The 24,599-nt window shown below is 45.5% G+C and carries 20 protein-coding genes and 4 tRNA genes; 23 read left to right on the top strand and 1 reads right to left on the bottom strand.

Going from position 1 to position 24,599, the window contains the following annotated elements; all coding sequences use genetic code 11:
• Window positions 1-41 precede the first annotated feature (41 nt).
• The 13 genes from rlmD (at window position 42) to rpoS (ending at window position 14,321) form a co-directional block, all read left to right on the top strand.
• Entirely contained in the window at window positions 42-1,361 is a 1,320-nt protein-coding gene (gene rlmD, locus R7E51_RS12235; RefSeq protein WP_206958359.1) for a 23S rRNA (uracil(1939)-C(5))-methyltransferase RlmD, read from the top strand.
• Between the two features lie 123 nt (window positions 1,362-1,484).
• Window positions 1,485-3,704, top strand: a complete 2,220-nt coding sequence (relA, locus tag R7E51_RS12240) for a GTP diphosphokinase (protein WP_005380915.1) — start codon at window positions 1,485-1,487, stop codon at window positions 3,702-3,704.
• Window positions 3,705-3,912: 208 nt separating this feature from the next.
• Complete coding sequence (gene mazG / locus R7E51_RS12245) at window positions 3,913-4,716, top strand: nucleoside triphosphate pyrophosphohydrolase (protein WP_005383780.1); 804 nt, start codon at window positions 3,913-3,915, stop codon at window positions 4,714-4,716.
• Window positions 4,717-4,921: 205 nt separating this feature from the next.
• Window positions 4,922-6,562 carry a CTP synthase gene (locus R7E51_RS12250; RefSeq protein ID WP_021034029.1) on the top strand — a complete coding sequence of 547 codons (1,641 nt, stop codon included), beginning with the start codon at window positions 4,922-4,924 and terminating at the stop codon, window positions 6,560-6,562.
• A 78-nt stretch (window positions 6,563-6,640) separates the two neighbouring features.
• Window positions 6,641-7,942 (top strand): phosphopyruvate hydratase, encoded by a 1,302-nt coding sequence (gene eno / locus R7E51_RS12255; RefSeq protein ID WP_005383785.1) that lies wholly within the window; start codon window positions 6,641-6,643, stop codon window positions 7,940-7,942.
• 402 nt (window positions 7,943-8,344) lie between these two features.
• The gene (gene ftsB, locus R7E51_RS12260) at window positions 8,345-8,626 is read left to right on the top strand and encodes a cell division protein FtsB (protein WP_005380907.1); all 282 of its coding nucleotides are present in this window, start codon (window positions 8,345-8,347) and stop codon (window positions 8,624-8,626) included.
• Window position 8,627: 1 nt separating this feature from the next.
• Complete coding sequence (ispD, locus tag R7E51_RS12265) at window positions 8,628-9,335, top strand: 2-C-methyl-D-erythritol 4-phosphate cytidylyltransferase (protein ID WP_054701898.1); 708 nt, start codon at window positions 8,628-8,630, stop codon at window positions 9,333-9,335.
• A 14-nt stretch (window positions 9,336-9,349) separates the two neighbouring features.
• Window positions 9,350-9,826: a 2-C-methyl-D-erythritol 2,4-cyclodiphosphate synthase gene (ispF, locus tag R7E51_RS12270; protein WP_005380896.1), complete on the top strand. Its 477-nt coding sequence runs from the start codon at window positions 9,350-9,352 to the stop codon at window positions 9,824-9,826.
• A 45-nt stretch (window positions 9,827-9,871) separates the two neighbouring features.
• The gene (gene truD, locus R7E51_RS12275) at window positions 9,872-10,915 is read left to right on the top strand and encodes a tRNA pseudouridine(13) synthase TruD (protein ID WP_017821624.1); all 1,044 of its coding nucleotides are present in this window, start codon (window positions 9,872-9,874) and stop codon (window positions 10,913-10,915) included.
• Window positions 10,915-11,691 carry a 5'/3'-nucleotidase SurE gene (surE, locus tag R7E51_RS12280; RefSeq protein ID WP_005380894.1) on the top strand — a complete coding sequence of 259 codons (777 nt, stop codon included), beginning with the start codon at window positions 10,915-10,917 and terminating at the stop codon, window positions 11,689-11,691. Before truD ends, surE begins: the two co-directional genes overlap by 1 nt.
• A complete protein-coding gene (locus R7E51_RS12285; RefSeq protein WP_005380892.1) occupies window positions 11,691-12,317 on the top strand; it encodes a protein-L-isoaspartate(D-aspartate) O-methyltransferase in 627 nt (208 codons plus the stop codon). The genes surE and R7E51_RS12285 overlap by 1 nt, the downstream gene beginning before the upstream one ends.
• Window positions 12,318-12,330: 13 nt before the next feature.
• Window positions 12,331-13,254, top strand: a complete 924-nt coding sequence (locus R7E51_RS12290; RefSeq protein ID WP_206958357.1) for a peptidoglycan DD-metalloendopeptidase family protein — start codon at window positions 12,331-12,333, stop codon at window positions 13,252-13,254.
• An 80-nt stretch (window positions 13,255-13,334) separates the two neighbouring features.
• Entirely contained in the window at window positions 13,335-14,321 is a 987-nt protein-coding gene (gene rpoS, locus R7E51_RS12295) for an RNA polymerase sigma factor RpoS (protein WP_005380887.1), read from the top strand.
• Between the two features lie 82 nt (window positions 14,322-14,403).
• Here rpoS and mutS read toward each other — a convergent pair whose 3' ends face one another.
• On the bottom strand, window positions 14,404-16,965 hold the full coding sequence (mutS, locus tag R7E51_RS12300) for a DNA mismatch repair protein MutS (protein WP_206958355.1): 2,562 nt from the start codon (window positions 16,963-16,965) through the stop codon (window positions 14,404-14,406).
• Window positions 16,966-17,049: 84 nt separating this feature from the next.
• Between mutS and pncC the strand changes: the two genes are divergently transcribed.
• The 10 genes from pncC (at window position 17,050) to R7E51_RS12350 (ending at window position 24,599) form a co-directional block, all read left to right on the top strand.
• Window positions 17,050-17,532, top strand: coding sequence for a nicotinamide-nucleotide amidase (gene pncC, locus R7E51_RS12305; protein ID WP_206958353.1), 483 nt, complete (start codon window positions 17,050-17,052; stop codon window positions 17,530-17,532).
• A 200-nt stretch (window positions 17,533-17,732) separates the two neighbouring features.
• Window positions 17,733-18,776 (top strand): recombinase RecA, encoded by a 1,044-nt coding sequence (gene recA / locus R7E51_RS12310; protein WP_005380874.1) that lies wholly within the window; start codon window positions 17,733-17,735, stop codon window positions 18,774-18,776.
• 127 nt (window positions 18,777-18,903) lie between these two features.
• Window positions 18,904-19,371 (top strand): recombination regulator RecX, encoded by a 468-nt coding sequence (recX, locus tag R7E51_RS12315; RefSeq protein ID WP_017633543.1) that lies wholly within the window; start codon window positions 18,904-18,906, stop codon window positions 19,369-19,371.
• 142 nt (window positions 19,372-19,513) lie between these two features.
• Window positions 19,514-22,096 (top strand): alanine--tRNA ligase, encoded by a 2,583-nt coding sequence (alaS, locus tag R7E51_RS12320; RefSeq protein WP_053350718.1) that lies wholly within the window; start codon window positions 19,514-19,516, stop codon window positions 22,094-22,096.
• Between the two features lie 212 nt (window positions 22,097-22,308).
• Window positions 22,309-23,496 carry an aspartate kinase gene (locus R7E51_RS12325; protein WP_005383803.1) on the top strand — a complete coding sequence of 396 codons (1,188 nt, stop codon included), beginning with the start codon at window positions 22,309-22,311 and terminating at the stop codon, window positions 23,494-23,496.
• Window positions 23,497-23,588: 92 nt separating this feature from the next.
• The gene (gene csrA, locus R7E51_RS12330) at window positions 23,589-23,786 is read left to right on the top strand and encodes a carbon storage regulator CsrA (protein WP_004415691.1); all 198 of its coding nucleotides are present in this window, start codon (window positions 23,589-23,591) and stop codon (window positions 23,784-23,786) included.
• Between the two features lie 334 nt (window positions 23,787-24,120).
• A tRNA-Ser gene (locus R7E51_RS12335) sits at window positions 24,121-24,212 on the top strand.
• 31 nt (window positions 24,213-24,243) lie between these two features.
• Window positions 24,244-24,320, top strand: a tRNA-Arg gene (locus R7E51_RS12340).
• A 29-nt stretch (window positions 24,321-24,349) separates the two neighbouring features.
• Window positions 24,350-24,441 (top strand) — tRNA-Ser (locus R7E51_RS12345).
• A gap of 85 nt (window positions 24,442-24,526) precedes the next feature.
• Window positions 24,527-24,599: transfer RNA gene (locus R7E51_RS12350), tRNA-Arg, on the top strand.

The raw sequence follows: 24,599 nt of genomic DNA on the forward strand, positions 1-24,599 counted from the left end.
GTGAAGCCGAAGAGCAATTACACATAAATCAGGCATAGAGCATGGCACGCATCTTTCAACCGAAAAAGAAAACCCAACTCAATACTCGGCACCAAGCAGTGCAAGTAGAGCGTTTAGATCACCACGGCGCAGGCATTGCTTACCTCAAAAAGAAGCCATTGTTTATTGATGGAGCACTGCCGGGTGAGGAGGTGGTCACTCAATTGGTGGAAGAAAAGAGCAAATACGCTCGCGGTAAGTTGATTAAAATCCTTAAGCCGAGTGAAGCTCGTGTGGAGCCATTTTGCCCACATTATCATGAGTGCGGTGGCTGTGATTTGCAGCATCTAGATTATGACCAACAATTGACGTACAAACAGCAAACGTTGCGTCAGCTAATGCGAAAATTTTCAGGCAGTGACATTGAACTAGATGCCCCGTTATTGGGATATTCGCAGGCCTACCGTCGCCGTGCGAGAGTGAGCTTGTTTGTTGATAAAAAAACACGTCAGCTACATTTTGGTTTCCGTAAAAAGCAGAGTAAGCAAATTGCGCAAGTGACCGATTGCCCAGTGCTGGCACCGGAACTGAATGTTTTGCTGCCAGAGATTTACTCAGCCCTAAAAGCGTTCAAAAAGCCGGAACAATTAGGTCATGTAGAGCTGGTACTTGGTGATAATGGGCCGTGTATTACGCTGCGCCACTTGAGCGCTCTGACAACGAGTGAAACTCAATCTCTAACGGAGTTGGCAAAACGTCATGGCGCATCGTTGTACTTAATGCCATCGACAGAACAATTAGACCTTATCGAAGGCGATATGCCTTTTTATCAAGAAGTTGGAGTGAAAATCCCTTTTGCACCAAATAACTTTATTCAAGTAAACCAAGGTGTAAACCAACAAATGGTCAAACAAGCGGTTGAGTGGTTAGACCCACAAAAGAGTGACCGAGTGTTAGATTTGTTCTGTGGTTTAGGCAACTTTAGTTTACCAGTTGCGAAATTAGCTAAGTACGTGGTTGGAGTAGAGGGTGTTGCAGAGATGGTAGAAAAAGCCACAAACAATGCATCTTTGAACCAAATCAATAACGCGCAATTTTATCACGCTAACCTTGAGCAAGATTTTGAAGGCCAAGCCTGGACCGCAGAGCGGTTTGATAAAGTATTATTAGACCCGGCACGCGCGGGAGCGAGTGGGATCATCGATCAAGTTTCTGAGCTTGGCGCACAGCGTGTAGTTTATGTTTCTTGTAATCCTGCTACCCTTGCTAGGGATAGTCAAAGCTTGATAGAGCAAGGCTATAAATTAACTAAATTAGGTATGCTGGACATGTTCCCTCATACCAGTCATCTAGAATCGATGGCATTGTTTGAAAAGTCCTAACTTTAGGACTTTGACCCCTTATTTGTGGTGGGTGGTCATAAAGCCAGCGTGTACGCGCGGTAAAAAGAACTAACCTGGACGGTGTTAGTCAAACCACACGAATATAATAATTAGGATGATGAGATGGTTGCGGTAAGAAGCGCGCATTTAAACCAAGATGAACAGTTTGAACTCGAAAACTGGGTGGCTAGCCTAGGACAAGAGAAAAACACAGCCTCACGCTTAATCGAAGTATATCGAGATTGCCAGACGGTATTAGCTGATAACGAGCAAGCGGAGCTGTTGTTGTGGCGTGGACGAGAAATGATCGAAATTTTGATCACCTTGTCTATGGATCAAGCCACTTTAGTGGCTGCTCAACTGTTTCCTTTGGTTTCAAGTGGTGCTTTTAACAGAGAAATTCTGGAAGAGAAATACAGCAAAGAAATCATAAAATTAATCGACGGCGTTGAAGAAATGGCTGCTATTGGCCAACTCAACGTCAACATGGAAGGCAGTGCAGCGTCATCTCAGGTAGATAACGTACGCCGTATGCTGCTTGCCATGGTGGATGACTTCCGCTGCGTAGTTATCAAGCTCGCGGAACGAATTTGTAATCTTATTGAAGTTAAAAAAGCGCCAGATGAAGTTCGACGTGCGGCGGCAAAAGAGTGTGCCAACATCTATGCGCCGCTAGCAAACCGATTAGGCATCGGTCAGCTGAAATGGGAAATTGAAGATTACGCTTTCCGCTACCAACAACCGGAAACTTACAAACAAATTGCCAAACAGCTTTCTGAGCGACGCATTGTTCGTGAACAGTACATCAAAGACTTTGTTGAAGACCTCACGCACGAAATGGAAGTGTCGGGCATCAATGCCGAAGTGAGTGGTCGACCTAAGCACATCTACAGCATTTGGCGAAAAATGCAGAAAAAGAGTTTGGCCTTTGATGAGCTGTTTGATGTGCGAGCAGTGCGTATCATCGCAGACAAACTGCAAGATTGTTACGCGGCTTTAGGCGTAGTTCACACCAAATACAAGCACCTACCGAGCGAGTTTGATGACTACGTTGCTAACCCTAAACCAAACGGTTATCAATCGATCCATACAGTAATTCTAGGGCCAGAAGGCAAAACCATCGAGATCCAGATTCGTACCAAGCAAATGCATGAAGAGTCGGAACTGGGGGTTGCAGCGCACTGGAAATATAAAGAAGGGGCAAGCAGCCGAAGCGGTTATGATGAGAAGATCACGTGGCTGCGTAAGCTATTGGATTGGCAAGAAGAAATGTCTGACTCTGGCGAAATGCTCGATGAGCTGCGTAGCCAAGTCTTTGATGACCGTGTTTATGCCTTTACACCACGTGGTGATGTTGTCGATTTGCCAATGGGGGCAACGCCGCTAGATTTTGCCTATCACATTCACTCCGAAGTGGGACACCGTTGTATCGGTGCCAAAGTCGGAGGTCGTATTGTGCCGTTCACGCATAAATTACATATGGGTGACCAAGTCGAGATTATCACTCAGAAAGAACCTAACCCATCACGTGACTGGTTAAACCCATCATTAGGCTTCGTTCATTCTGGTCGTGCGCGTGCCAAAATTAACGCCTGGTTCCGAAAACAAAGCCGTGAGAAGAACCTTGAAGCAGGTCGTGAAATCCTTGAGCATGAGTTAGCCAAAATTGGCGCAACGTTAAAAGATGCAGAGCATTACGCCCTCAAGCGGTTTAACGTCAAAACACCAGATGAATTGTATGTTGGTGTAGGTAGCGGTGATTTGCGTATCAACCAAATAATTAACCATATCAACGCGTTAGTTAACAAGCCAACGGCAGAGGAAGAAGATCAGCAAGCACTGGAAAAACTGCAAGAAGCTGAGCATAAATCACCCGCGCAAAGCCGACCGAAAAAAGACGCAGTTGTAGTAGAAGGCGTCGATAACCTAATGACACATCTAGCACGTTGCTGTCAGCCAATTCCAGGTGACGATATCTCTGGTTACATAACGCAAGGTCGTGGGATTTCAGTACACCGTAGTGACTGTGAACAGTTAGAAGAACTGCGCCATCATGCGCCAGAGCGCATCATCGATACAGTCTGGGGCAGCGGCTTTGTGGGGTCATACATCCTCACCGTGCGTGTTGAAGCGATGGAGCGAGGTGGTCTACTCAAAGACATTACGACACTGTTCGCCAACGAAAAGATCAAAGTGACCAGTATGAAGAACCGAGTCGACTACAGACGTCAACTTGCCATCATGGACTTTGACCTAGAAGTCACCAATATTGAGGTGCTTTCGCGGGTTTCGAAGCGCGTGGAACAGATCAAGGATGTCATGACGGTGAAACGCCTCGGCTAAAACTCTCGTCATAGTTATCGTTGTAGCGTTGTTGACTGTACGCACTTGCTCCATCACATGGTGAACCATGCTCAGGAGTCGCGAAAATTTGTTGCCTTGTCAAAGTAACAATTACTTAGTGAAAGCTGCTGAGAAAATACAATGTGGAAGGTGAGTGGTTTTGGCTGCTCACCTTTTTCTTTAATAGAAAGGTTTAAAGGAACAAAAAATGAGTCATCCAATTGAACAGTTAGAACAAATCATGGCGAAGTTGCGTGACCCAGAAAACGGTTGCCCTTGGGACTTAAAACAAACCTTTGACACCATCGTTCCGCATACTATAGAAGAAACCTACGAAGTGGTGGACGCGATTCAAAATCGAGATTGGCCCAATCTAAAAGAAGAGCTAGGGGATTTGTTGTTTCAGGTGATTTTTTACAGTCAGCTAGCGAAAGAGCAAGAGCTGTTCGACTTTTCGGATGTCGTCGAAACCGTGAACGAAAAACTGACTCGTCGCCACCCGCATGTTTTTTCAGATGTTGAGTTTGAATCTGACGAGGAAATTAACGCGAACTGGGAAGCGGAAAAAGCAAAAGAAAAAGCCCTAGTAGGCAAAGCGGAAGAAAGTATCCTAGACTCAATACCAAACTCTTTGCCGGCACTTTCTCGTGCTACAAAAATTCAGAAAAAATGTGCAAAATTTGGGTTTGATTGGGATTCACTTGGCCCGGTTGTCGATAAAGTACGAGAAGAAATTGACGAAGTCATGGAAGAGGCACTGCAAGTTCAGCCCGATGAAGAGAAAGTTGAGTTGGAGCTCGGTGATTTGCTATTTGCGACTGTCAATTTGGCTCGCCACCTTGATAAAAACCCAGAAGTCGCACTAGGAAAAGCAAACGTAAAGTTTGCGCGACGTTTTAAACAAGTTGAAGGCAAGGTCCAGCAGTCAGGCAAAGTACTTACAGATTGTTCTTTATCAGAACTTGACCATTTTTGGGATGAAGTAAAACAAGAAGAATCGAGGCAGAGGTAAACTGGCAGAATACATAATATAAGGTCAGCTTGTTTGGTTACACGAAAACGGACTTTGGTTTGTCTTTGCTCACTTTGATTTGAAGCAAAAAATAAAAAATTACGGTGTGATAGATTTCACGTTGTGGCGGTAAGGAGCTTCTGGTATATTTATCTCCCGTCCAGAAGCACTCCATTTCCCTCATTCAACCAATTTCAGGTTAAACATGACGACAAATTACATTTTTGTTACTGGCGGGGTTGTATCCTCTCTAGGTAAAGGTATTGCAGCAGCATCTCTTGCGGCTATTCTAGAAGCTCGTGGTCTTAAAGTGACTATGATGAAGCTTGACCCTTACATCAACGTTGACCCGGGCACAATGAGCCCTACTCAGCACGGTGAAGTGTTCGTTACAGAAGATGGCGCAGAGACTGACCTTGACCTTGGTCACTACGAGCGTTTCATCCGTACCAAGATGACCAAGCGTAACAACTTCACTGCAGGTCGTGTTTATGCCGACGTACTTCGTAAAGAACGTCGTGGTGACTACCTAGGCGCAACTATTCAAGTTATCCCTCATATCACTAACGCAATCAAAGATCGCGTTATTGCAGGTTCTGAAGGCCATGATGTGGCTATCGTTGAAGTTGGCGGTACTGTTGGTGATATCGAATCACTACCATTTATGGAAGCGATTCGTCAGCTAGCTGTTGAGCTAGGCCGTGAGCGCGCAATGTTCATGCACCTAACACTTGTTCCTTACCTAGCGGCAGCGGGCGAAGTGAAAACTAAGCCGACGCAACACTCTGTAAAAGAACTTCTATCTATCGGTATTCAGCCAGACATCCTAGTTTGCCGTAGCGATCGCGTTATTCCTGCGAATGAGCGTAAAAAAATCGCACTGTTCTGTAATGTTCCAGAAAAAGCAGTAATTTCAATGAAGGATGTAGACTCTATCTACAAGATCCCTCAGTTGATTAAATCTCAAGGGCTAGATGACCTTGTGTGTGCTCGCTTTGGTATTACTGCTCCTGAAGCAGACCTTTCTGAATGGGAACAGGTTATCTACGAAGAAGCAAATCCTACTGGTGAAGTAACCATCGGTATGGTTGGTAAATACATTGAATTACCAGATGCATACAAATCTGTGAACGAAGCGCTTAAACACGCTGGCTTGAAAAACCGCCTAAGCGTCACAATTAAGTATGTAGACTCACAAGATATCGAAACAAAAGGCGTTGAACTTCTAGAAGGTTTGGACGCAATCCTAGTACCAGGTGGCTTCGGCGATCGTGGTATTGAAGGCAAGATCCGTGCGGCTCAATATGCACGTGAAAATAACGTGCCTTACCTAGGTATTTGTTTGGGTATGCAAGTTGCACTAATCGAATACGCGCGTAACGTTGCGGGTATGGAAGGTGCACATTCAACAGAATTTAACAAAGAGACTAAGTACCCTGTGGTAGGTTTGATCACAGAGTGGGTAGACGAATCAGGTAGCGTAGAAGAGCGTACTGAAAAGTCTGACCTAGGCGGTACGATGCGTCTTGGTTCACAGCTGTGTCACCTAGAGAAAGGGACTAAAGCTCGTGAACTGTACGGTAGCGCGACGATCCATGAACGTCACCGTCACCGTTACGAAGTGAATAACGTGCTTCGTCCGCAAATCGAAAAAGCAGGCCTAAAAGTATCAGGTCTATCTGCGGACAAGAAGTTAGTGGAAATGATTGAGAACCCAGCTCACCCATGGTTTGTAGCGGCTCAGTTCCACCCAGAATTCACCTCGACTCCTCGCGATGGACATCCATTGTTTGCAGGTTTTGTTAAGGCTGCGGGCCAAAACGCACGCGGCGAATTCGAGAAGTAAAAGGATACGGGCGGCGGCGAAGGTTGTGCTGCTGCCCTTTAAGATTGACATTTATATTTGAAACGAGAGGAAACATTAATGTCTAAGATCGTTAAAGTTCTAGGTCGTGAAATCATCGACTCACGTGGTAACCCAACTGTAGAAGCTGAAGTACACCTAGAAGGCGGTTTCGTAGGTATGGCGGCAGCTCCATCTGGCGCATCTACTGGTTCTCGCGAAGCTCTTGAGCTACGTGACGGTGACAAAGCACGTTTCCTAGGTAAAGGTGTTCTTAAAGCAGTTGAAGCTGTAAACGGCCCAATCGCTGAAGCTCTAGTTGGCAAAGACGCTAAAGACCAAGCTGCAATCGACGCAGTAATGATCGAACTAGACGGCACTGAAAACAAATCTAAATTCGGTGCTAACGCTATCCTAGCTGTTTCTCTAGCAAACGCTAAAGCTGCTGCTGCTGCGAAAGGCATGCCTCTATACGAGCACATCGCTGAGCTAAACGGCACTGCAGGTCAGTTCTCTATGCCTCTACCAATGATGAACATCATCAACGGTGGTGAGCACGCAGACAACAACGTTGACATCCAAGAGTTCATGATCCAACCAGTTGGCGCTAAGACTCTTAAAGAAGGTCTACGTATCGGTGCAGAAGTATTCCACAACCTAGCTAAAGTTCTTAAGTCTAAAGGCTACAGCACTGCAGTTGGTGATGAAGGTGGTTTCGCTCCTAACCTTAAATCTAACGCTGAAGCTCTAGAAGTTATCGCAGAAGCTGTTGCAGCTGCTGGTTACGAACTAGGTAAAGACGTAACTCTAGCTATGGACTGTGCTGCATCTGAGTTCTTCGACAAAGAAGCTGGCATCTACAACATGAAAGGCGAAGGTAAAACTTTCACTTCTGAAGAGTTCAACCACTACCTAGCTGAGCTAGCTAACCAATTCCCAATCGTTTCTATCGAAGACGGTCTAGACGAGTCTGACTGGGATGGCTTCAAGCACCAAACTGAACTACTAGGTGACAAGCTTCAACTAGTAGGTGACGATCTATTCGTTACTAACACTAAGATCCTTGCTGAAGGTATCGAGAAAGGCGTAGCTAACTCTATCCTTATCAAGTTCAACCAAATCGGTTCTCTAACTGAGACTCTAGCTGCAATCAAGATGGCTAAAGACGCAGGTTACACAGCAGTAATCTCTCACCGTTCTGGCGAAACTGAAGATGCAACTATCGCTGACCTAGCGGTAGGTACAGCTGCAGGTCAAATCAAAACTGGTTCTATGAGCCGTTCTGACCGTGTTGCTAAGTACAACCAGCTAATCCGTATCGAGGAAGCTCTAGGTGAGCGCGCTCCTTTCAACGGTCTTAAAGAAGTTAAAGGTCAAGCTTAATTCTTAATTGAATTAACCGCTTAACTTAAAGCTTTTGAAAACGCCTCGCACTTGTGGGGCGTTTTTTATATGACGGAAGCGCTAAGTGAGCGCGCTCCTCCATGTTTCAAGGAAGCGGTCTTAAAGAAGTTAAAGGTCAAGCTTAATTCTTATTGAGTAAAGTTTCGCTAAATAGCTTTTTGAAACCATCGCTACGGCGGTTTTTTTGTATTTATAAGTTTGTATTTTTGGCTCTTACTTTGGTCATGGGTAAGGAGCGCTTCCTATGAGCTTGTTTCATTTTGCTGCTTATTTCTTGTAAGGAGCGTGTGAGTCTCCCTTTCTCCCCTAGAGGCAACCTCGCATTTATGCTATATATGTCACCTTATCTAATTCCTTCCGGTACAGAATGTTAGCAGCGATATGCGAATCTTTGTTATAGCCCTTACGCTACTGTTTGGCTTGCTTCAATACACTCTATGGTTTGGTAAAAACGGAGTGTCTGACTACTACACAGTAAAAGATGAAATTGAAGTTCAGCAACAAGTGAACAGCAAGCTACAAGCTCGCAACAATGAAATGTTCGCTGAGATTGATGACTTAAGGCAAGGTCTTGATGCGATTGAAGAACGTGCGCGTCATGAGCTCGGTTTAGTTAAAGATGGCGAGACTTTTTACCGCATTATAGGTGAGGAAAACCATTAAAATGTTGGATATGAACTCATCGCATATCGCAATTGTGCCTGCTGCTGGTGTGGGTAGCAGAATGAAGGCAGATCGCCCTAAGCAATATTTATTGATCGAAGGTAAAGCGGTACTGGAACATACCGTAGAGAAACTGCTTTCTCACCCAAATATTTCTAAGGTTGTCGTTGCCGTTACTGACGGCGACCCATATTACCCAGAATTGTCCGTTGCTAAGCACCCAGATGTGATTCGTGTAGCTGGTGGTAAAGAAAGAGCAGACTCTGTGTTATCAGGGCTAAACTATGTCAATGAGCATCTGGAAAGCGAGTGGGTATTAGTTCACGACGCTGCAAGGCCATGTGTATTAACATCCGACATTGACCGTTTGATTGATGTTTGCTGCGCCCACTCAACGGGTGGCATTCTCGCATCTCCTGTGAGAGATACAATGAAGCGAGCAAACGCAGTGCAAGATATCGATCATACGGTAGATAGAGAAGCATTGTGGCATGCACTGACTCCACAAATGTTTAAAACTCAGCAGCTTACTCAAGCACTGGCTGACGCATTAGAACAGGGTGTAACTATTACTGATGAAGCCTCGGCTTTGGAGTGGTTAGGCGAGAAGCCAGCCTTAGTTCAAGGGAATGCGAACAATATAAAAATCACTCAGCCAGAAGACCTTGCGTTAGCCGAGTTTTATCTAAGCCGTGAGCGCGGCGAATAAAGAAAGGATAGAAAATGATTCGAATTGGTCATGGTTTCGATGTACATAAATTCGGTGGTGAAGGCCCAGTCATTATTGGTGGTGTAGCAATCCCTTATGAGCAAGGTTTGATTGCACACTCAGATGGCGATGTAGCGTTGCATGCGTTAACGGATGCTCTGCTGGGCGCGATTGCTGCCGGCGATATTGGTCGTCATTTCCCAGATACGGATGATAAATGGAAAGGCGCAAACAGTCGTGAATTACTGAAAGACGTTTACCGTCGAGTTAAAGAGCAAGGCTACCGTCTTGGCAATGCTGATGTAACCATCATGGCACAAGCGCCTAAAATGGCACCACACATTGACGCAATGTGTGCGGCGATAGCCGAAGACCTAGAAACCGACATTAGTAACATTAACGTAAAAGCGACGACGACAGAACGTCTCGGTTTTACTGGACGCAAAGAAGGCATTGCAACGGAAGCCGTTGTACTTCTGTTTAAGCAATAACTAGCAATTTGCTCCTCTAAGCTGTGATATCAGCGGAAACACATCATGTCAGACATTTTATCTTCATTGGCTTACCTAACGGGTAAGCCAGTTGCATCGGCAAAAATTAAAGCGCAGCCAGAGCATTTTCAGGTTCGCGAAGATTTAGGTTTTGCCTTTACGGGCGAAGGCGAGCACTTAATGGTTCGTATCCGTAAAACGGGCGAGAACACCAGCTTCGTTGCTAACGAGTTAGCAAAAGCCTGTGGTGTTAAGTCGAAAGACGTTAGCTGGGCGGGTCTTAAAGACCGTCATGCGGTGACGGAACAGTGGTTAAGTGTCCATTTACCAAAAGGTGAAACGCCAGATTTTTCAGCGTTTTTGGCTCAATACCCAAGTATCGAAATCCTTGCAACAGATCGTCACAATAAAAAACTGCGTCCTGGTGACCTAGTAGGGAACGAGTTCGTGGTTACTTTGTCTGAAGTGACAGATATAGCGGATGTAGAGCAACGTCTTGAAAAAGTGAAACAAGTTGGCGTGCCAAACTACTTTGGTAGTCAGCGTTTTGGTAACGATGGCAACAACCTTGAAGAAGCACGTCGATGGGGACGCGAAAACGTTCGTACCCGCAATCAAAACAAGCGAAGCATGTATTTATCAGCGGCTCGTTCGTGGATTTTCAACCGCATCGTTTCAGCTCGTCTAGAGAATTGTGTGTTTGATAAGTTCATTGATGGTGACATTGCACAGACGAATTCAGGCACTCAGTTGATTGATGCAAACAACATCACTGATTTGCAAGTGCAATTTGCACAAGGTGAAGCGGCAATTACCGCTGCGCTTGCTGGCGATAATGCACTGCCTACTCAAGCCGAGGCTCTGGCATTAGAGCAACCGTTTTTAGACGAAGAGCCTGACCTCATGGCGTTGATTCGTGGTAATCGCATGCGCCACGATCGTCGCGATATTGCGCTGAAGCCAAAAGATTTAGCTTGGACGGTTGAAGGTAACAACATTACGCTGACTTTCTCACTGGATGCGGGATCTTTTGCGACCTCTATTGTTCGTGAGTTAGTTAATGAGGTTGAAGTAGAAAGAGAATACTAATGGAACAGGATTCACGAAACCCGAAGCCCTTAAGAGTCTTAATCAGCAATGATGATGGTGTTCATGCTCAAGGGATTCATGCCCTCGCTGATGAGTTGAGAGATATCGCTGAAGTGACCATTGTCGCACCTGATCGAAATCGTTCAGGTGCTTCGAATTCACTCACATTAGAACAACCATTACGCGTGACTGAAATTGCCCCAAATATCTACTCAGTGCAAGGCACGCCCACGGATTGTGTGCATTTCGCGCTGAATGAGCTAATGAAAGATGATTTGCCTGATCTTGTTCTGTCAGGAATCAACCATGGCGCTAATTTGGGTGATGATGTTCTTTATTCTGGAACAGTAGCAGCAGCCATGGAAGGTCATTTCCTTGGCGTTCAGTCGGTGGCTTTTTCTCTAGTGGGTAAGCGACATTTCGAATCCGCCGCTAAAATTGCACGTCAAATTGTACAACAGCATTTAGCGTCGCCGATTCCAACGAATCGTCTACTGAACGTAAACGTGCCTGACTTACCATCAGAGAATTTAGGTGAAATTGAAGTTACGCGTTTAGGTGCACGTCATCACGCAGAGAATATGATCAAGCAGAAAGATCCGAGAGGCCATGACATTTATTGGTTAGGGCCACCAGGAAAGGAGCAAGATGCAGGAGAGGGCACGGACTTTTATGCAATTGAGCATGGCCGAGTTTCAATGACGCCTCTGCAAGTTGATCTCACCGCTCACGAGTCGCTGCGTGCTATGGATAGTTGGTTAAAGGAAGAGAAGTAATGAGTAACCCACATGCTGACAGGTTGATAGCGTTTCTTATCTCCAGTGGCATCAAAGACCAAAGAGTTCTGGATGCTATCCAACGCTTGCCACGAGAAAGCTTTGTTTCTCAAGCGATGATGCACCAAGCCTATGATAACAATGCGTTACCAATTGGTCAGGGACAAACTATTTCTCAGCCTTATATCGTTGCGCGTATGACCGAGTTGCTTGAGCTAGAGCCGGCGAGTCGTGTTCTGGAAATCGGAACGGGATCGGGTTATCAAACCGCGGTACTGGCGCAAATTGTTGATCATGTATACTCCGTTGAGCGAATTAAATCGTTGCAATGGGAAGCAAAGCGTCGCCTGAAGCAATTGGATATTTACAATGTTTCAACTAAGCATGCTGATGGGTGGCAGGGCTGGGAAGCGAGAGGTCCTTTCGATGCTATTATTGTTACCGCTGCCGCTGAAGTGATTCCCCAAGCTCTTCTCTCACAATTAAGAGATGGCGGCAAAATGGTCATTCCTGTTGGAGATACGGAACAACAGTTATTAAAAATAGAGCGTAAGGGAGACGAATATCTCTCTACCGTTGTAGAAATGGTTCGGTTCGTACCTCTGGTTGCGGGTGATTTAGCTTAAGGGTTAGGGATAGGTGAATAAGTTACTACGTCATATTGGTATTAGCTTTGTGTTTGCTGCAGGACTACTTGGTTGTGCAGCGCATTCCCCTGCACCTGTCTCTAGCCTAAAAAAAGACTATTCAAGCCTTGAAAGAGGGAGTTACAGAGGGAGTTATTATGAGGTAAAAAAAGGCGATACACTTTACTTCATAGCTTATGTCACAGATAAAGATGTAAATGATCTTGTTCGTTACAATGAGTTAACTCAGCCTTACACTATCTACCCAGGACAGAGGCTAAAACTTTGGGCTCCGAAATATGTCGCCCCTAAATATGGTCAAAAAGTTGAACCCGTTGTGGCTCCTGTTGTTACGACACCCCCAGCTCCAGTGACGAAAACATCAACAGCCTCTAAACCTAAACCTTCGAGTAAAAACTCTAGTCAAAAACCTACAGAGACTAAGCCTAAAGTCGTACAAAAACAGCCTCCAAAGAAGGTTGAACAATCGAAAACAAAGGAGTATGTTGGTTCAAAAGATAACCAAAAAGTGAAGCAAAAAGCGCCAACTACCACAGCAAAGAGTGATAAAGTCTCAAAGTGGTTGTGGCCAACAAAAGGGAGAGTAATCAAGAACTTTTCGGCGGGAGAACAGGGAAATAAAGGTATCGACATCGCAGGACAGCGTGGTCAACCTATCGTTTCAACCGCAGCCGGCACAGTCGTTTATTCAGGCAATGCGCTACGAGGTTATGGCAACTTAATTATAGTAAAGCATAACGACAATTATTTAAGCGCATACGCACATAATGACAAACTGCTGGTCACAGAAGGACAAAGCGTAAAAAGCGGACAAAAAATCGCCACCATGGGTAGTTCAGGTGCAAAGTCGGTCAAACTACACTTTGAAATTCGCTATCAAGGTAAATCAGTGAATCCAAAACGCTATTTGCCTTAAAACTTTGAAAAACAACTTGCGACATCATTTAGCGACATATTGAGTTGTCATGTCTTGCTAACTCGCCAGGGGGAGGCGTTATGAGTATCAGCAACACAGTAACCAAAGTTGAAGAGTTTGCATTTGACAATGCGTCAGTGAAGACCATTGATAACGAACTCGAAAGATCATCATCCACAGAAAGCAAAGCGACTGCGCGTGAAGAATTTGACGCGAGCAGTAAAAGCTTAGATGCAACTCAGTTGTATTTGGGCGAAATTGGCTTCTCACCTTTACTTACTGCCGAAGAAGAAGTGCTTTACGCAAGACGCGCCCTACGTGGCGACGAAGCGGCACGCAAACGTATGATCGAAAGTAACCTACGTTTGGTTGTTAAGATTTCTCGTCGATACAGTAACCGTGGTCTAGCACTACTTGATCTGATTGAAGAAGGTAACCTCGGCTTGATCCGAGCGGTCGAAAAATTCGACCCAGAACGTGGTTTCCGTTTCTCTACTTACGCAACGTGGTGGATCCGACAAACGATAGAGCGAGCGTTGATGAACCAAACTCGCACGATCCGTCTACCTATCCATGTAGTGAAAGAGCTGAACATTTATCTGCGTACTGCGCGTGAACTTTCTCAAAAGCTCGATCACGAACCGACCGCAGAAGAAATTGCTGCTCAATTAGATATTCCAGTCGAAGACGTAAGCAAAATGTTACGCCTTAATGAGCGTATTAGCTCTGTCGACACGCCAATCGGTGGTGACGGTGAGAAAGCGCTGCTGGATATTATTCCTGATGCAAACAACTCTGATCCAGAAGTTTCGACTCAAGATGACGACATCAAATCATCGTTGATTCATTGGTTAGAAGAGTTGAATCCGAAACAGAAAGAAGTGCTTGCACGACGCTTCGGCCTACTAGGCTATGAGCCTTCGACGCTGGAAGAAGTTGGTCGAGAGATTGGTCTGACACGTGAGCGAGTACGTCAAATACAAGTGGAAGGTTTACGTCGTCTTCGTGAAGTCCTAATCAAACAAGGTTTGAATATGGAAAACTTGTTTAACGTAGAAGACGATTAAATAATCCGTATTTCACTAGATACACAAAAGGCTATGGTTCCCCATAGCCTTTTTTCTTTTTTGCTCGTCGGTGTGAGTCTGTTTACAGCATCTTCTTCAAGCGATACAGCTCTTCAAGAGCTTGGCGTGGCGTTAAGTCGTCAGGGTCAATACCTGACAGAGCTTGTTCGACCTCGCTAGGCTCTGGAATCAGGCTCAACTGGTTAGCCACATCTACTGCACTTGGACGTGGTGTGTCACTGTTTTGCCCCAGTAGCTCTAGCTGAGATAGCTTGTTACGCGCATTTTTGATGACCGTTTTTGGTACGCCTGCTAAGCCCGCAACAGCCAGACCGTAAGACTTACTTGCCGCACCTTCTTGAACTGCGTGCATAAAGGCAATGCTATCTCCATGTTCTACGGCATCCAAGTGAACGTTCGCTAAGTTTGGCAGCTGGCTTGGTAACTCTGTTAATTCGAAGTAGTGGGTTGCAAATAGGGTCATCGCACCAATTTGTGTTGCGAGCCATTCCGCACTTGCCCAAGCTAAAGACAGACCGTCGTAAGTACTAGTACCGCGTCCGATTTCATCCATTAGCACCAAACTATTCTTAGTTGCGTTGTGAAGAATATTGGCTGTTTCGGTCATTTCTACCATGAAGGTCGAGCGGCCAGATGCAAGATCATCTGACGCACCAATACGAGTAAATATACGATCTAAAGAACCAATCTGTGCGGATTCTGCCGGTACATAAGAGCCGATATGTGCCATCAATGCAATCAGCGCAGTTTGACGCATGTAGGTTGATTTACCACCCATGTTTGGACCGGTAATGATCAACATCTTACGGGCTGGGTTCAGCTCAATTGGGTTCGCGATGAACGGCTCTGTTGTTACTTGTTCTACGACTGGATGACGACCAGCTTGAATGTGAATTCCTGCGTCTTTCACAAGCGTTGGGCGGCAGTAATCTAACGAATCTGCACGCTCTGCTAGGTTTTGTAATACATCCAGTTGAGACAGAGCAGAAGCTAGGTTTTGCAGCTTCTCAAGGTTTGGCATCAATAGATCAAACAGTTCTTCCCACAACTGTTTCTCAAGTGCTAACGCTTTAGATTTCGAGTTAAGTACTTTGTCTTCGTGTTCCTTAAGCTCTGGGATGATGTAGCGTTCAGCGTTTTTGAGGGTTTGGCGACGTACATAATGCGGTGGAACCAAATGGCTCTGGCCACGGCTCACTTGGATAAAGAAGCCATGAACGTTGTTATAGCCTACTTTAAGCGTATCGATACCGTGTCGTTCACGCTCATCTCGCTCAAGCTGCTCAAGATATTCTGTTGCACCGTCTGCCAATTTTCGCCATTCATCGAGCTCCGCATTGTAGCCTTCAGCGATGACGCCACCATCACGAATAACAACCGGCGGATTTTCTTTAATCGCGCGCTCTAACAGGTCACATACTTCGTCAATCGGAGCTGCATACTTCGCCAATTTCGTTAGGTACGGATGGGTCAAAGAAGCGGTGACAGATTCTAGCTCTGGTAGCTGTTGCATGGCATTGCGAAGTCTAGCCATATCGCGAGGGCGAGCAGAGCGTAATGCAAGGCGCGCTAAGATACGTTCAATATCACCAATTTGCTTTAACGTTGGTTGAAGATCGGCAAACAGAGCTTGTTCTTTAATCTCACCAATCGCATCAAGGCGATTGTTTAACGTTTCAATGCAACGCATAGGCTGATGCAACCAACGCTTCAGCATTCGGCTGCCCATCGGAGTTGCACAATGGTCGAGTACTGCAGCGAGCGTGTTATCGGTTCCGCCTGCTAGATTTTGAGTAATTTCCAGATTACGTCGGGTAGCAGCATCAAGGATGACGGATTGATCCTGACGATCAAACGTTAAAGAGCGAATATGAGGTAAAGCCGTACGTTGAGTATCTTTTACGTACTGGATCAAACAACCAGCAGCACATAACCCTAAGGACGCATGTTCTACACCAAAACCAACCAGATCTTTTGTGCCAAATTGTTGATTGAGTTGTTGCTTAGCCGTATCAAGCTCAAACTCCCAGACTGGGCGACGACGGTTACCATTGCGGCCCGCCATTAAATGTACAGGTTCAAAATCTTCTGGGAACAGTAGCTCACGTGGTGCAGTACGTTGAAGCTCGGCTGTCATCGCTTCTTCAGTCTCTGGTTCTGTCAGTTGGAAGCGACCAGAGGTGACATCCAGCGTCGCATAACCGAACTTACCGTTGTGATGGTAAATTGCTGCGATTAAGTTATCGACACGCTCAGAAAGCAGCGCTTCATCCGTCACAGTACCTGGTGTCACGATACGCACAACTTTACGTTCTACCGGTCCCTTGCTGGTGGCCGGATCGCCAATCTGTTCACAGATCGCCACAGACTCACCAAGCTGAACAAGTTTTGCCAGGTAGCCCTCTACGGCGTGAAATGGCACACCCGCCATTGGGATAGGTTCACCTGCAGACGCACCACGTTTGGTCAATGAAATATCAAGAAGCTGAGAAGCTCGCTTGGCATCATCGTAAAAGAGTTCGTAGAAATCGCCCATGCGGTAGAACAGCAAAATCTCTGGGTTCTCAGCTTTTAGCTTGAGGTATTGCTGCATCATCGGAGTGTGTTTTTGTTCAGCTTTCACAGGTAAGTTCTTTTGTTTATTTCCGTAGCGGCTTAGGATACGTGAATCCCTATCAAGTAAAAAGAGACAAAGGGCATTTTGGCTATGGAAAAAACAACAAAATTGAGTGCCGATTTAGGCGCATTATTGACTAAACACGGGCATGTTTTAACAACCGCAGAATCATGCACAGGTGGTGGTGTTGCAACCGCCATTACTGACATTGCTGGTAGTTCAGCTTGGCTTGACCGTGCGTTCGTCACCTACAGTAATGAAGCGAAAATGGAGATGCTTGGTGTGCAAGCTTCAACGTTAGAAGCGCATGGTGCAGTGAGTGAGCCAGTTGTGATTGAAATGGTGCAGGGTGCAATTAAAAACTCCAATGCCACCATCGGTGTGTCCATCAGTGGTATTGCAGGGCCGGGTGGTGGCAGTGAAGAGAAACCAGTCGGCATGGTCTGCTTTGCTTTTGCTGATAACCAAAGTTGGCAGCAAGTCGAAACCATGCATTTCTCTGGTGACCGTGCAGAAGTTCGCAAAAAAGCGGTCGAGCACGCGCTGACTCAATTGTATCAACATCTGCTCTAGAATTTCTTAACTTGTTTTAGCCCAGCATTGATAAGGGCTAGAGCAAATCATGACTTTAGGTCAGCCAAATTTTTTTCATACAGGTATGGACACTGTATGAATCAACAGTATAATAACTTTCATTGCTGAGCAGTTCTTCTGCTTAAGAAAAATGAATTACTATTCGTCGCCCAAAGAAGATGAATAAATCGGAGAAAGTAATGGACGAGAACAAACAGAAAGCGCTCGCCGCTGCGCTAGGTCAAATTGAAAAGCAATTCGGTAAAGGCTCTATCATGCGCCTTGGTGATAACCGCGCAATGGACGTAGAAACCATCTCAACGGGTTCTCTTTCTCTTGATATCGCTTTGGGTGCTGGTGGTCTACCAATGGGTCGTATCGTAGAAATCTACGGCCCAGAATCTTCAGGTAAAACAACATTAACGCTTGAGCTTATTGCTGCTGCGCAACGTGAAGGCAAAACGTGTGCGTTTATCGATGCAGAGCATGCTCTAGATCCTGTATACGCGAAGAAACTTGGCGTTGATATCGATGCATTGCTAGTTTCTCAGCCAGACACAGGTGAGCAAGCTCTAGAGATCTGTGACGCACTTGCACGTTCTGGTGCTATCGATGTTATGGTTGTCGACTCTGTTGCAGCACTAACACCGAAAGCAGAAATCGAAGGCGAAATGGGCGATAGCCACATGGGTCTGCAAGCACGTATGCTTTCTCAAGCAATGCGTAAGCTAACGGGTAACCTAAAGCAGTCTAACTGTATGTGTATCTTCATCAACCAAATCCGTATGAAGATTGGTGTGATGTTTGGTAACCCAGAGACAACAACAGGTGGTAACGCACTTAAGTTCTACGCTTCTGTTCGTCTAGATATCCGTCGTACTGGCGCAATCAAAGAAGGTGACGAAGTGGTAGGTAACGAAACGCGCATCAAAGTTGTTAAGAATAAGATTGCAGCACCATTTAAAGAAGCAAACACACAAATCATGTACGGCCAAGGCTTTAACCGCGAAGGTGAACTTGTCGATCTAGGTGTGAAGCACAAGTTAGTTGAAAAAGCCGGTGCTTGGTATAGCTACAATGGCGATAAGATTGGTCAAGGTAAAGCGAATGCGTGTAACTACCTGCGTGAGCATCCTGAAGTGGCCAAAACTATCGATACAAAACTGCGTGAAATGTTGCTAGCGCCAGCACTTGCGGAAGCGCCTGAAGCTGGTGAAGCGCCAGAGCAAGCTGAAGAGTTTTAATCTTTCATAGATTAATAAATGACAAAGCCCTGCAATGCGGGGCTTTGTTGTATCTATTGAAATCAAAAATCGAATTATCACAAAGGCCATTGAGAGCCTGTACAGCAAAAATACTTTTAGGATCATCATGTACCAAAAACGCCAGGCGCCAACATTATCGAGCAAAGAGGCAGCTATCCAATTGCTTAGCCGTCGCGATCATGGTCAGTATGAGCTTTACCAAAAATTATCGATGAAGGGCTATGAAGAATCAGACATCGACATCGCAATTAATTTTTGCCTAGACCATAACTATTTAGATGATTTACGTTACGCGAAGAGTCAAATTAGACAGCATGTATACAAAGGACATGGAGAGCGTCGAATTCGTCAAGAGTTAAACCAGAAGCGTGTTGCGGAATCGGTGATTGAGCAAGCTATGGCTGAAGAGCCGCAAGATTGGTTTGAACTGGCTAAACAGGCGGCAGAAAAGAAATTCAAAGGTATTAAAGCCAAAGACCAAAAAGAGTACGCAAAACAAGTTCGTTTTCTGCAGTATCGCGGCTACAGTTTTGACCAAATCAGCTACGCGCTGAGCTTTGAGGACGAAGATTAACGGTCAGTCGTCCGCACTGATTTTTGTTTTGCTTCAAATTTTTTCTCCTACTCCCTCTTTTCCTCAAGAAAACTAGTCTCAGCTGTTTGCATGATCTACAATACGGCAAAATTCTAACTCGACTATTTTCAGGAAGAGCTGCATGTACATGAGCACTGATGAGGTTCGTAACGCGTTCCTCAAGTTCTTTGAGAGCAAAGGACACCAAATCGTAGAAAGTTCATCGTTAGTTCCACATAACGACCCAACCCTGCTGTTCACAAACGCAGGTATGAACCAATTTAAAGATTGTTTCTTAGGCTTAGAAAAACGAGCCTACACTCGAGCGACTACGGCTCAGCGTTGCGTACGTGCTGGTGGTAAACATAACGACCTAGAAAATGTTGGCTTTACTGCTCGTCACCACACATTCTTTGAAATGTTAGGCAACTTCAGCTTTGGCGATTACTTCAAAGAAGATGCGATCTCCTTTGCTTGGGAATTCCTAACCGAAGTTCTTAAACTGCCAGCGGATCGTTTATTGGTAACTGTTTACGAAACCGATGACGAAGCGTTTGACATCTGGAACAAGAAAGTTGGCGTGCCCGCTGATCGTATTGTTCGCATTGGTGATAAAGAAGGCGGCAAGCCGTACGAGTCTGATAACTTCTGGCAAATGGGCGACACTGGCCCCTGTGGTCCATGTACTGAAATCTTCTACGATCACGGTGAGCACATCTGGGGTGGCCGTCCTGGCACGCCTGAAGAAGATGGTGACCGTTTCATCGAGATCTGGAACAACGTATTCATGCAGTTCAATCGTCACGCAGACGGCACTATGGAACCGCTACCCAAACCATCGGTAGATACTGGTATGGGTATCGAGCGTATCTCTGCAATCATGCAGGGCGTTCACTCAAACTACGAAATTGATGTATTCCAAGCTCTTATCAAAGCAGCAGCAGAAGTGATCGGTTACGAAGACCTATCAAACCAATCACTACGCGTTATCGCTGACCACATCCGTTCATGTTCATTCCTGATCGTGGATGGCGTTATGCCTTCAAACGAAGGTCGTGGTTACGTATTACGCCGTATCATCCGTCGCGCAGTTCGTCACGGTAACAAGCTGGGCGCACAAGGTGCATTCTTCCACAAGTTGGTTAGCGTACTGGCAGACATCATGGGTACGGCTGGTGAAGAGCTGAAGCGTCAACAAGCTGTGGTTGAAAAAGTACTGCGTATCGAAGAAGAAAACTTTGGTCGTACACTTGAGCGCGGTATGGCGATTCTAAACGAAGCATTAGATAACCTAGACGGTAAAGTACTGGACGGCGAAACCGTATTTAAACTTTACGACACTTACGGCTTCCCAGCTGACTTAACTAACGACGTTGCACGTGAGCGTGAGTTCGCAATCGACGAAGAAGGTTTTGAGAAAGCGATGGAAGAGCAGCGTCAACGTGCGCGTGAAGCGGGTAACTTTGGTACTGACTACAACGCAGCAATCAAAGTTGATACGCAAACAGAATTCTGTGGTTACACAGGTACTAAAGGCTCTAGTTCTGTAGCAGCGATGTTCGTTGAAGGCAACGAAGTAGATTCGCTATCTGCGGGCGACAAAGCAATCATCGTACTTGGTGAAACACCATTCTACGCAGAGTCAGGCGGTCAGTGTGGTGACGCTGGTGAAATCCGTACTGAGTCTGGTGTATTCCGCGTTGAGGACACTCAAAAACTAGGTAACGCAATCGCGCACCACGGTGTAATGGCAGAAGGCGTTCTAGCGAAAGGTGATGAAGTAGCAACTATCGTTGACGCAGAGCGTCGCGCAGCTATCTCTCTAAACCACTCAGCAACGCACTTGCTACACGCAGCACTACGCCAAGTTTTAGGTGAGCACGTAACGCAGAAAGGCTCATTGGTGAAGGCAGACAACCTACGTTTCGACTTCTCACACCTAGAAGCCGTAACTGCAGCAGAACTGAAAGAAGTTGAGCGTCTAGTTAACGCGCAAATTCGTCGCAACCACACGATTGAAACCAACGTGATGGACATTGAGTCTGCTAAGAAGAAAGGCGCAATGGCACTGTTTGGTGAGAAGTACGATGACGAAGTACGCGTACTGTCTATGGGTGACTTCTCGACAGAGCTTTGCGGTGGTATTCACGCATCAAGCACAGGTGATATTGGCCTATTCAAAATCACTTCAGAAAGCGGCATTGCTGCAGGTATTCGACGTATTGAGGCGGTAACAGGCGAGGCTGCATTAGACGCGATTGAAGCTCAAAACGCGAAGTACGAAGAGAAACTGGCAGAATCTGCACAGAAAGCAAAAGCGCTAGAGAAAGAAGTGCAGAAGCTAAAAGATAAGATGGCGGCAGCAGAAAGCGCTAACATCATGGGCAAAGCGGTTGAAGTCAATGGTACAAAAGTTCTAGTCGCAGCTCTTGAAGGCGCTGACAGCAAGAACCTACGTACTATGGTTGATGACATCAAGAACCAAATGGGGTCTGGTGTCGTACTGCTTGCCAACGTGACAGGTGACAAGGTTGGCCTGATTGCTGGTGTGACTAAAGATCTAACTGGTAAAGTAAAAGCTGGTGATCTAGTTAAGATGATTGCTGAGCAAGTCGGTGGTAAGGGCGGTGGTCGTCCTGACATGGCTCAAGCTGGTGGTACTGATGTAGCCGCACTACCAGAGGCAATTAAAACAGTTCAGCCTTGGTTAGAAGAGCGCTTATAAGCTTTTAACTACTAAAATTACGCTCAATCAAGTTTCTTTGATTGAGCGTAATTTTTTTTAGCAGCCAAGTGGTTTAATTGACCAAAAGTTAACCGAGTCATTGAGGCTATTTGGTTTTTGTTGTAACTACTGCTTATATAATTTTTCTAAAAGGAAATACTGACGATGTAAGCAGTTCTAAAGAGACTTCGGTCTTGGGAAGGTGAAGACTGGTGAAAAAGCCCCTTATCGTGCAAAAGTTTGGCGGAACCTCCGTGGGTTCAATTGAAAGAATCCACCAAGTTGCTGAACACATCATTAAGGCGAAAAATGATGGCAATCAAGTTGTTGTTGTCGTGTCTGCAATGTCAGGCGAAACAAACAGACTGATGGACCTCGCTAAACAGATAGATAGCGTGCCTACAGCTCGAGAACTTGATGTTTTGCTCTCTGCTGGTGAGCAAGTGTCAATGGCACTGTTAGCAATGACACTCAATAAATTGGGTCATGCTGCACGCTCGCTTACCGGAGCACAGGCGAATATTGTGACGGATAATCAACACAATGACGCAACGATTAAACACATTGATACTAAGACAATTCTGGGATTGCTTGAGCAAGACCAAATCGTGATTGTTGCAGGCTTTCAAGGTGTGAATGAGAACGGGGATATCACCACATTAGGTCGAGGTGGCTCAGATACGAGCGCAGTGGCACTGGCAGGCGCATTGCGCGCTGATGAGTGTCAAATCTTTACCGACGTTGATGGTATTTATACTTGTGACCCACGTGTAGTGAAAAACGCGCGAAAATTGGCGGTTATCGATTTTCCTTCCATGGAAGCGATGGCAAGCCGAGGCGCGAAAGTATTACATTTACCTTCAGTGCAATTTGCATGGAAGAATAATGTGCCACTGCGCGTGCTTTCGACATTTGATGTTAATGAAGGCAGTCTGGTAAAGGGGGAGTTAGGCAATCAAGCCGTCTCTGGTATAGCCATTCAACGTGACCTTGCCATAATCGAAGTCGATAAAGAACATTTATCTAGTGCTACAAAACAATGTCAGATGTTGGGTATCGACATTTGGAATGTGATCGAGGAAACAGAACGGGCAGGTATCATGATAAAACAAGATGCATGTGCCAAGTTCGATCTGGTGTTCAGCGACAAAATCCGTAATAGTGAAGTGGTAAGCCTGTTGACCGCAGTGGGGCTTGAGGCCAATGGAATGGTAGAGCACGCATGCGATTTGTTGGCAAAGCGAGATATTGAGATCAATTTCAGCGCAACGAATGCACTCACTATGATGCTAGTTTTAGCACCCGAATGTGTGGATACAGCAGCAAACATTCTGCATGATGCTTACATTACGTCTAGTGAAGCATTAAACATTCAACAAAAACATGCCTTTTTAGGCTGATTTTCGCTAACAAGGTAGTTTACGAAAATATAACTTTTGTTGGATAATAGCTTTGTAGCAAGAAAATTTAGAGATTACTCAAGGAGCAAAGAATGCTAATTTTGACTCGCCGCGTAGGCGAAACACTGATGATTGGTGATGAAGTGACTGTAACTGTACTAGGTGTTAAAGGTAACCAAGTGCGTATCGGCGTTAACGCTCCGAAAGAGGTTTCAGTTCACCGTGAAGAAATCTACATGCGCATTCAAGCTGAAAAAGGCAATGGCAACGTTGCTTCAGGTAACTACTAAGTCGCTCCTGTTTACAGAGCTTAGTTTGAATGAAAAAGGCTAACCGAAGGGTTGGCCTTTTTAGTTTTTACTGTTTTTGAAAATTTGCAGAAACTATTGTGTTGAGTATGGCTGTGAATTCATCAATAATGTTGATTCGAACTTCAGAAAGTTATTTGAAAATAAATGTCTTTTTTTCAGAGAAGACTCTCTTTTTTTCATCATAATAGAGTGATAAAGTTCGTTTAATAGTCACTTTGATTAAATCAGCAACGGTTAAGCCAGTTTCGTAGATTTTTTCAAAGAAAGTGTTTGACATATTTTCGGTAAAACGTAATATGTGCCTCCGCAAGACGGTGAGGTGGCCGAGAGGCTGAAGGCGCTCCCCTGCTAAGGGAGTATACGGTTTATCCCGTATCGAGGGTTCGAATCCCTCCTTCACCGCCATTCTTGCAACGTTGATTTATCAACAAAAAGTGCGTCCTTAGCTCAGCTGGATAGAGTACCTGGCTACGAACCAGGCGGTCGGAGGTTCGAATCCTCCAGGACGCGCCATATCTCTTCTGAGATATAACAATGAAAACGGTGAGGTGGCCGAGAGGCTGAAGGCGCTCCCCTGCTAAGGGAGTATACGGTTTATCCCGTATCGAGGGTTCGAATCCCTCCTTCACCGCCATTCATTGACTGGCCCGATGGCCTTTTTTTTGTTTCGTAAGAAATGAATGTGATTTACTTCACAACTTCTTAGCAAGAAGATCTGCGCGTCCTTAGCTCAGCTGGATAGAGTACCTGGCTACGAACCAGGCGGTCGGAGGTTCGAATCCTCCAGGACGC

The organism is Vibrio sp. Vb1166, from assembly GCF_033338695.1.
In the GTDB taxonomy this organism is placed as follows: Bacteria; Pseudomonadota; Gammaproteobacteria; order Enterobacterales; family Vibrionaceae; genus Vibrio; species Vibrio alginolyticus.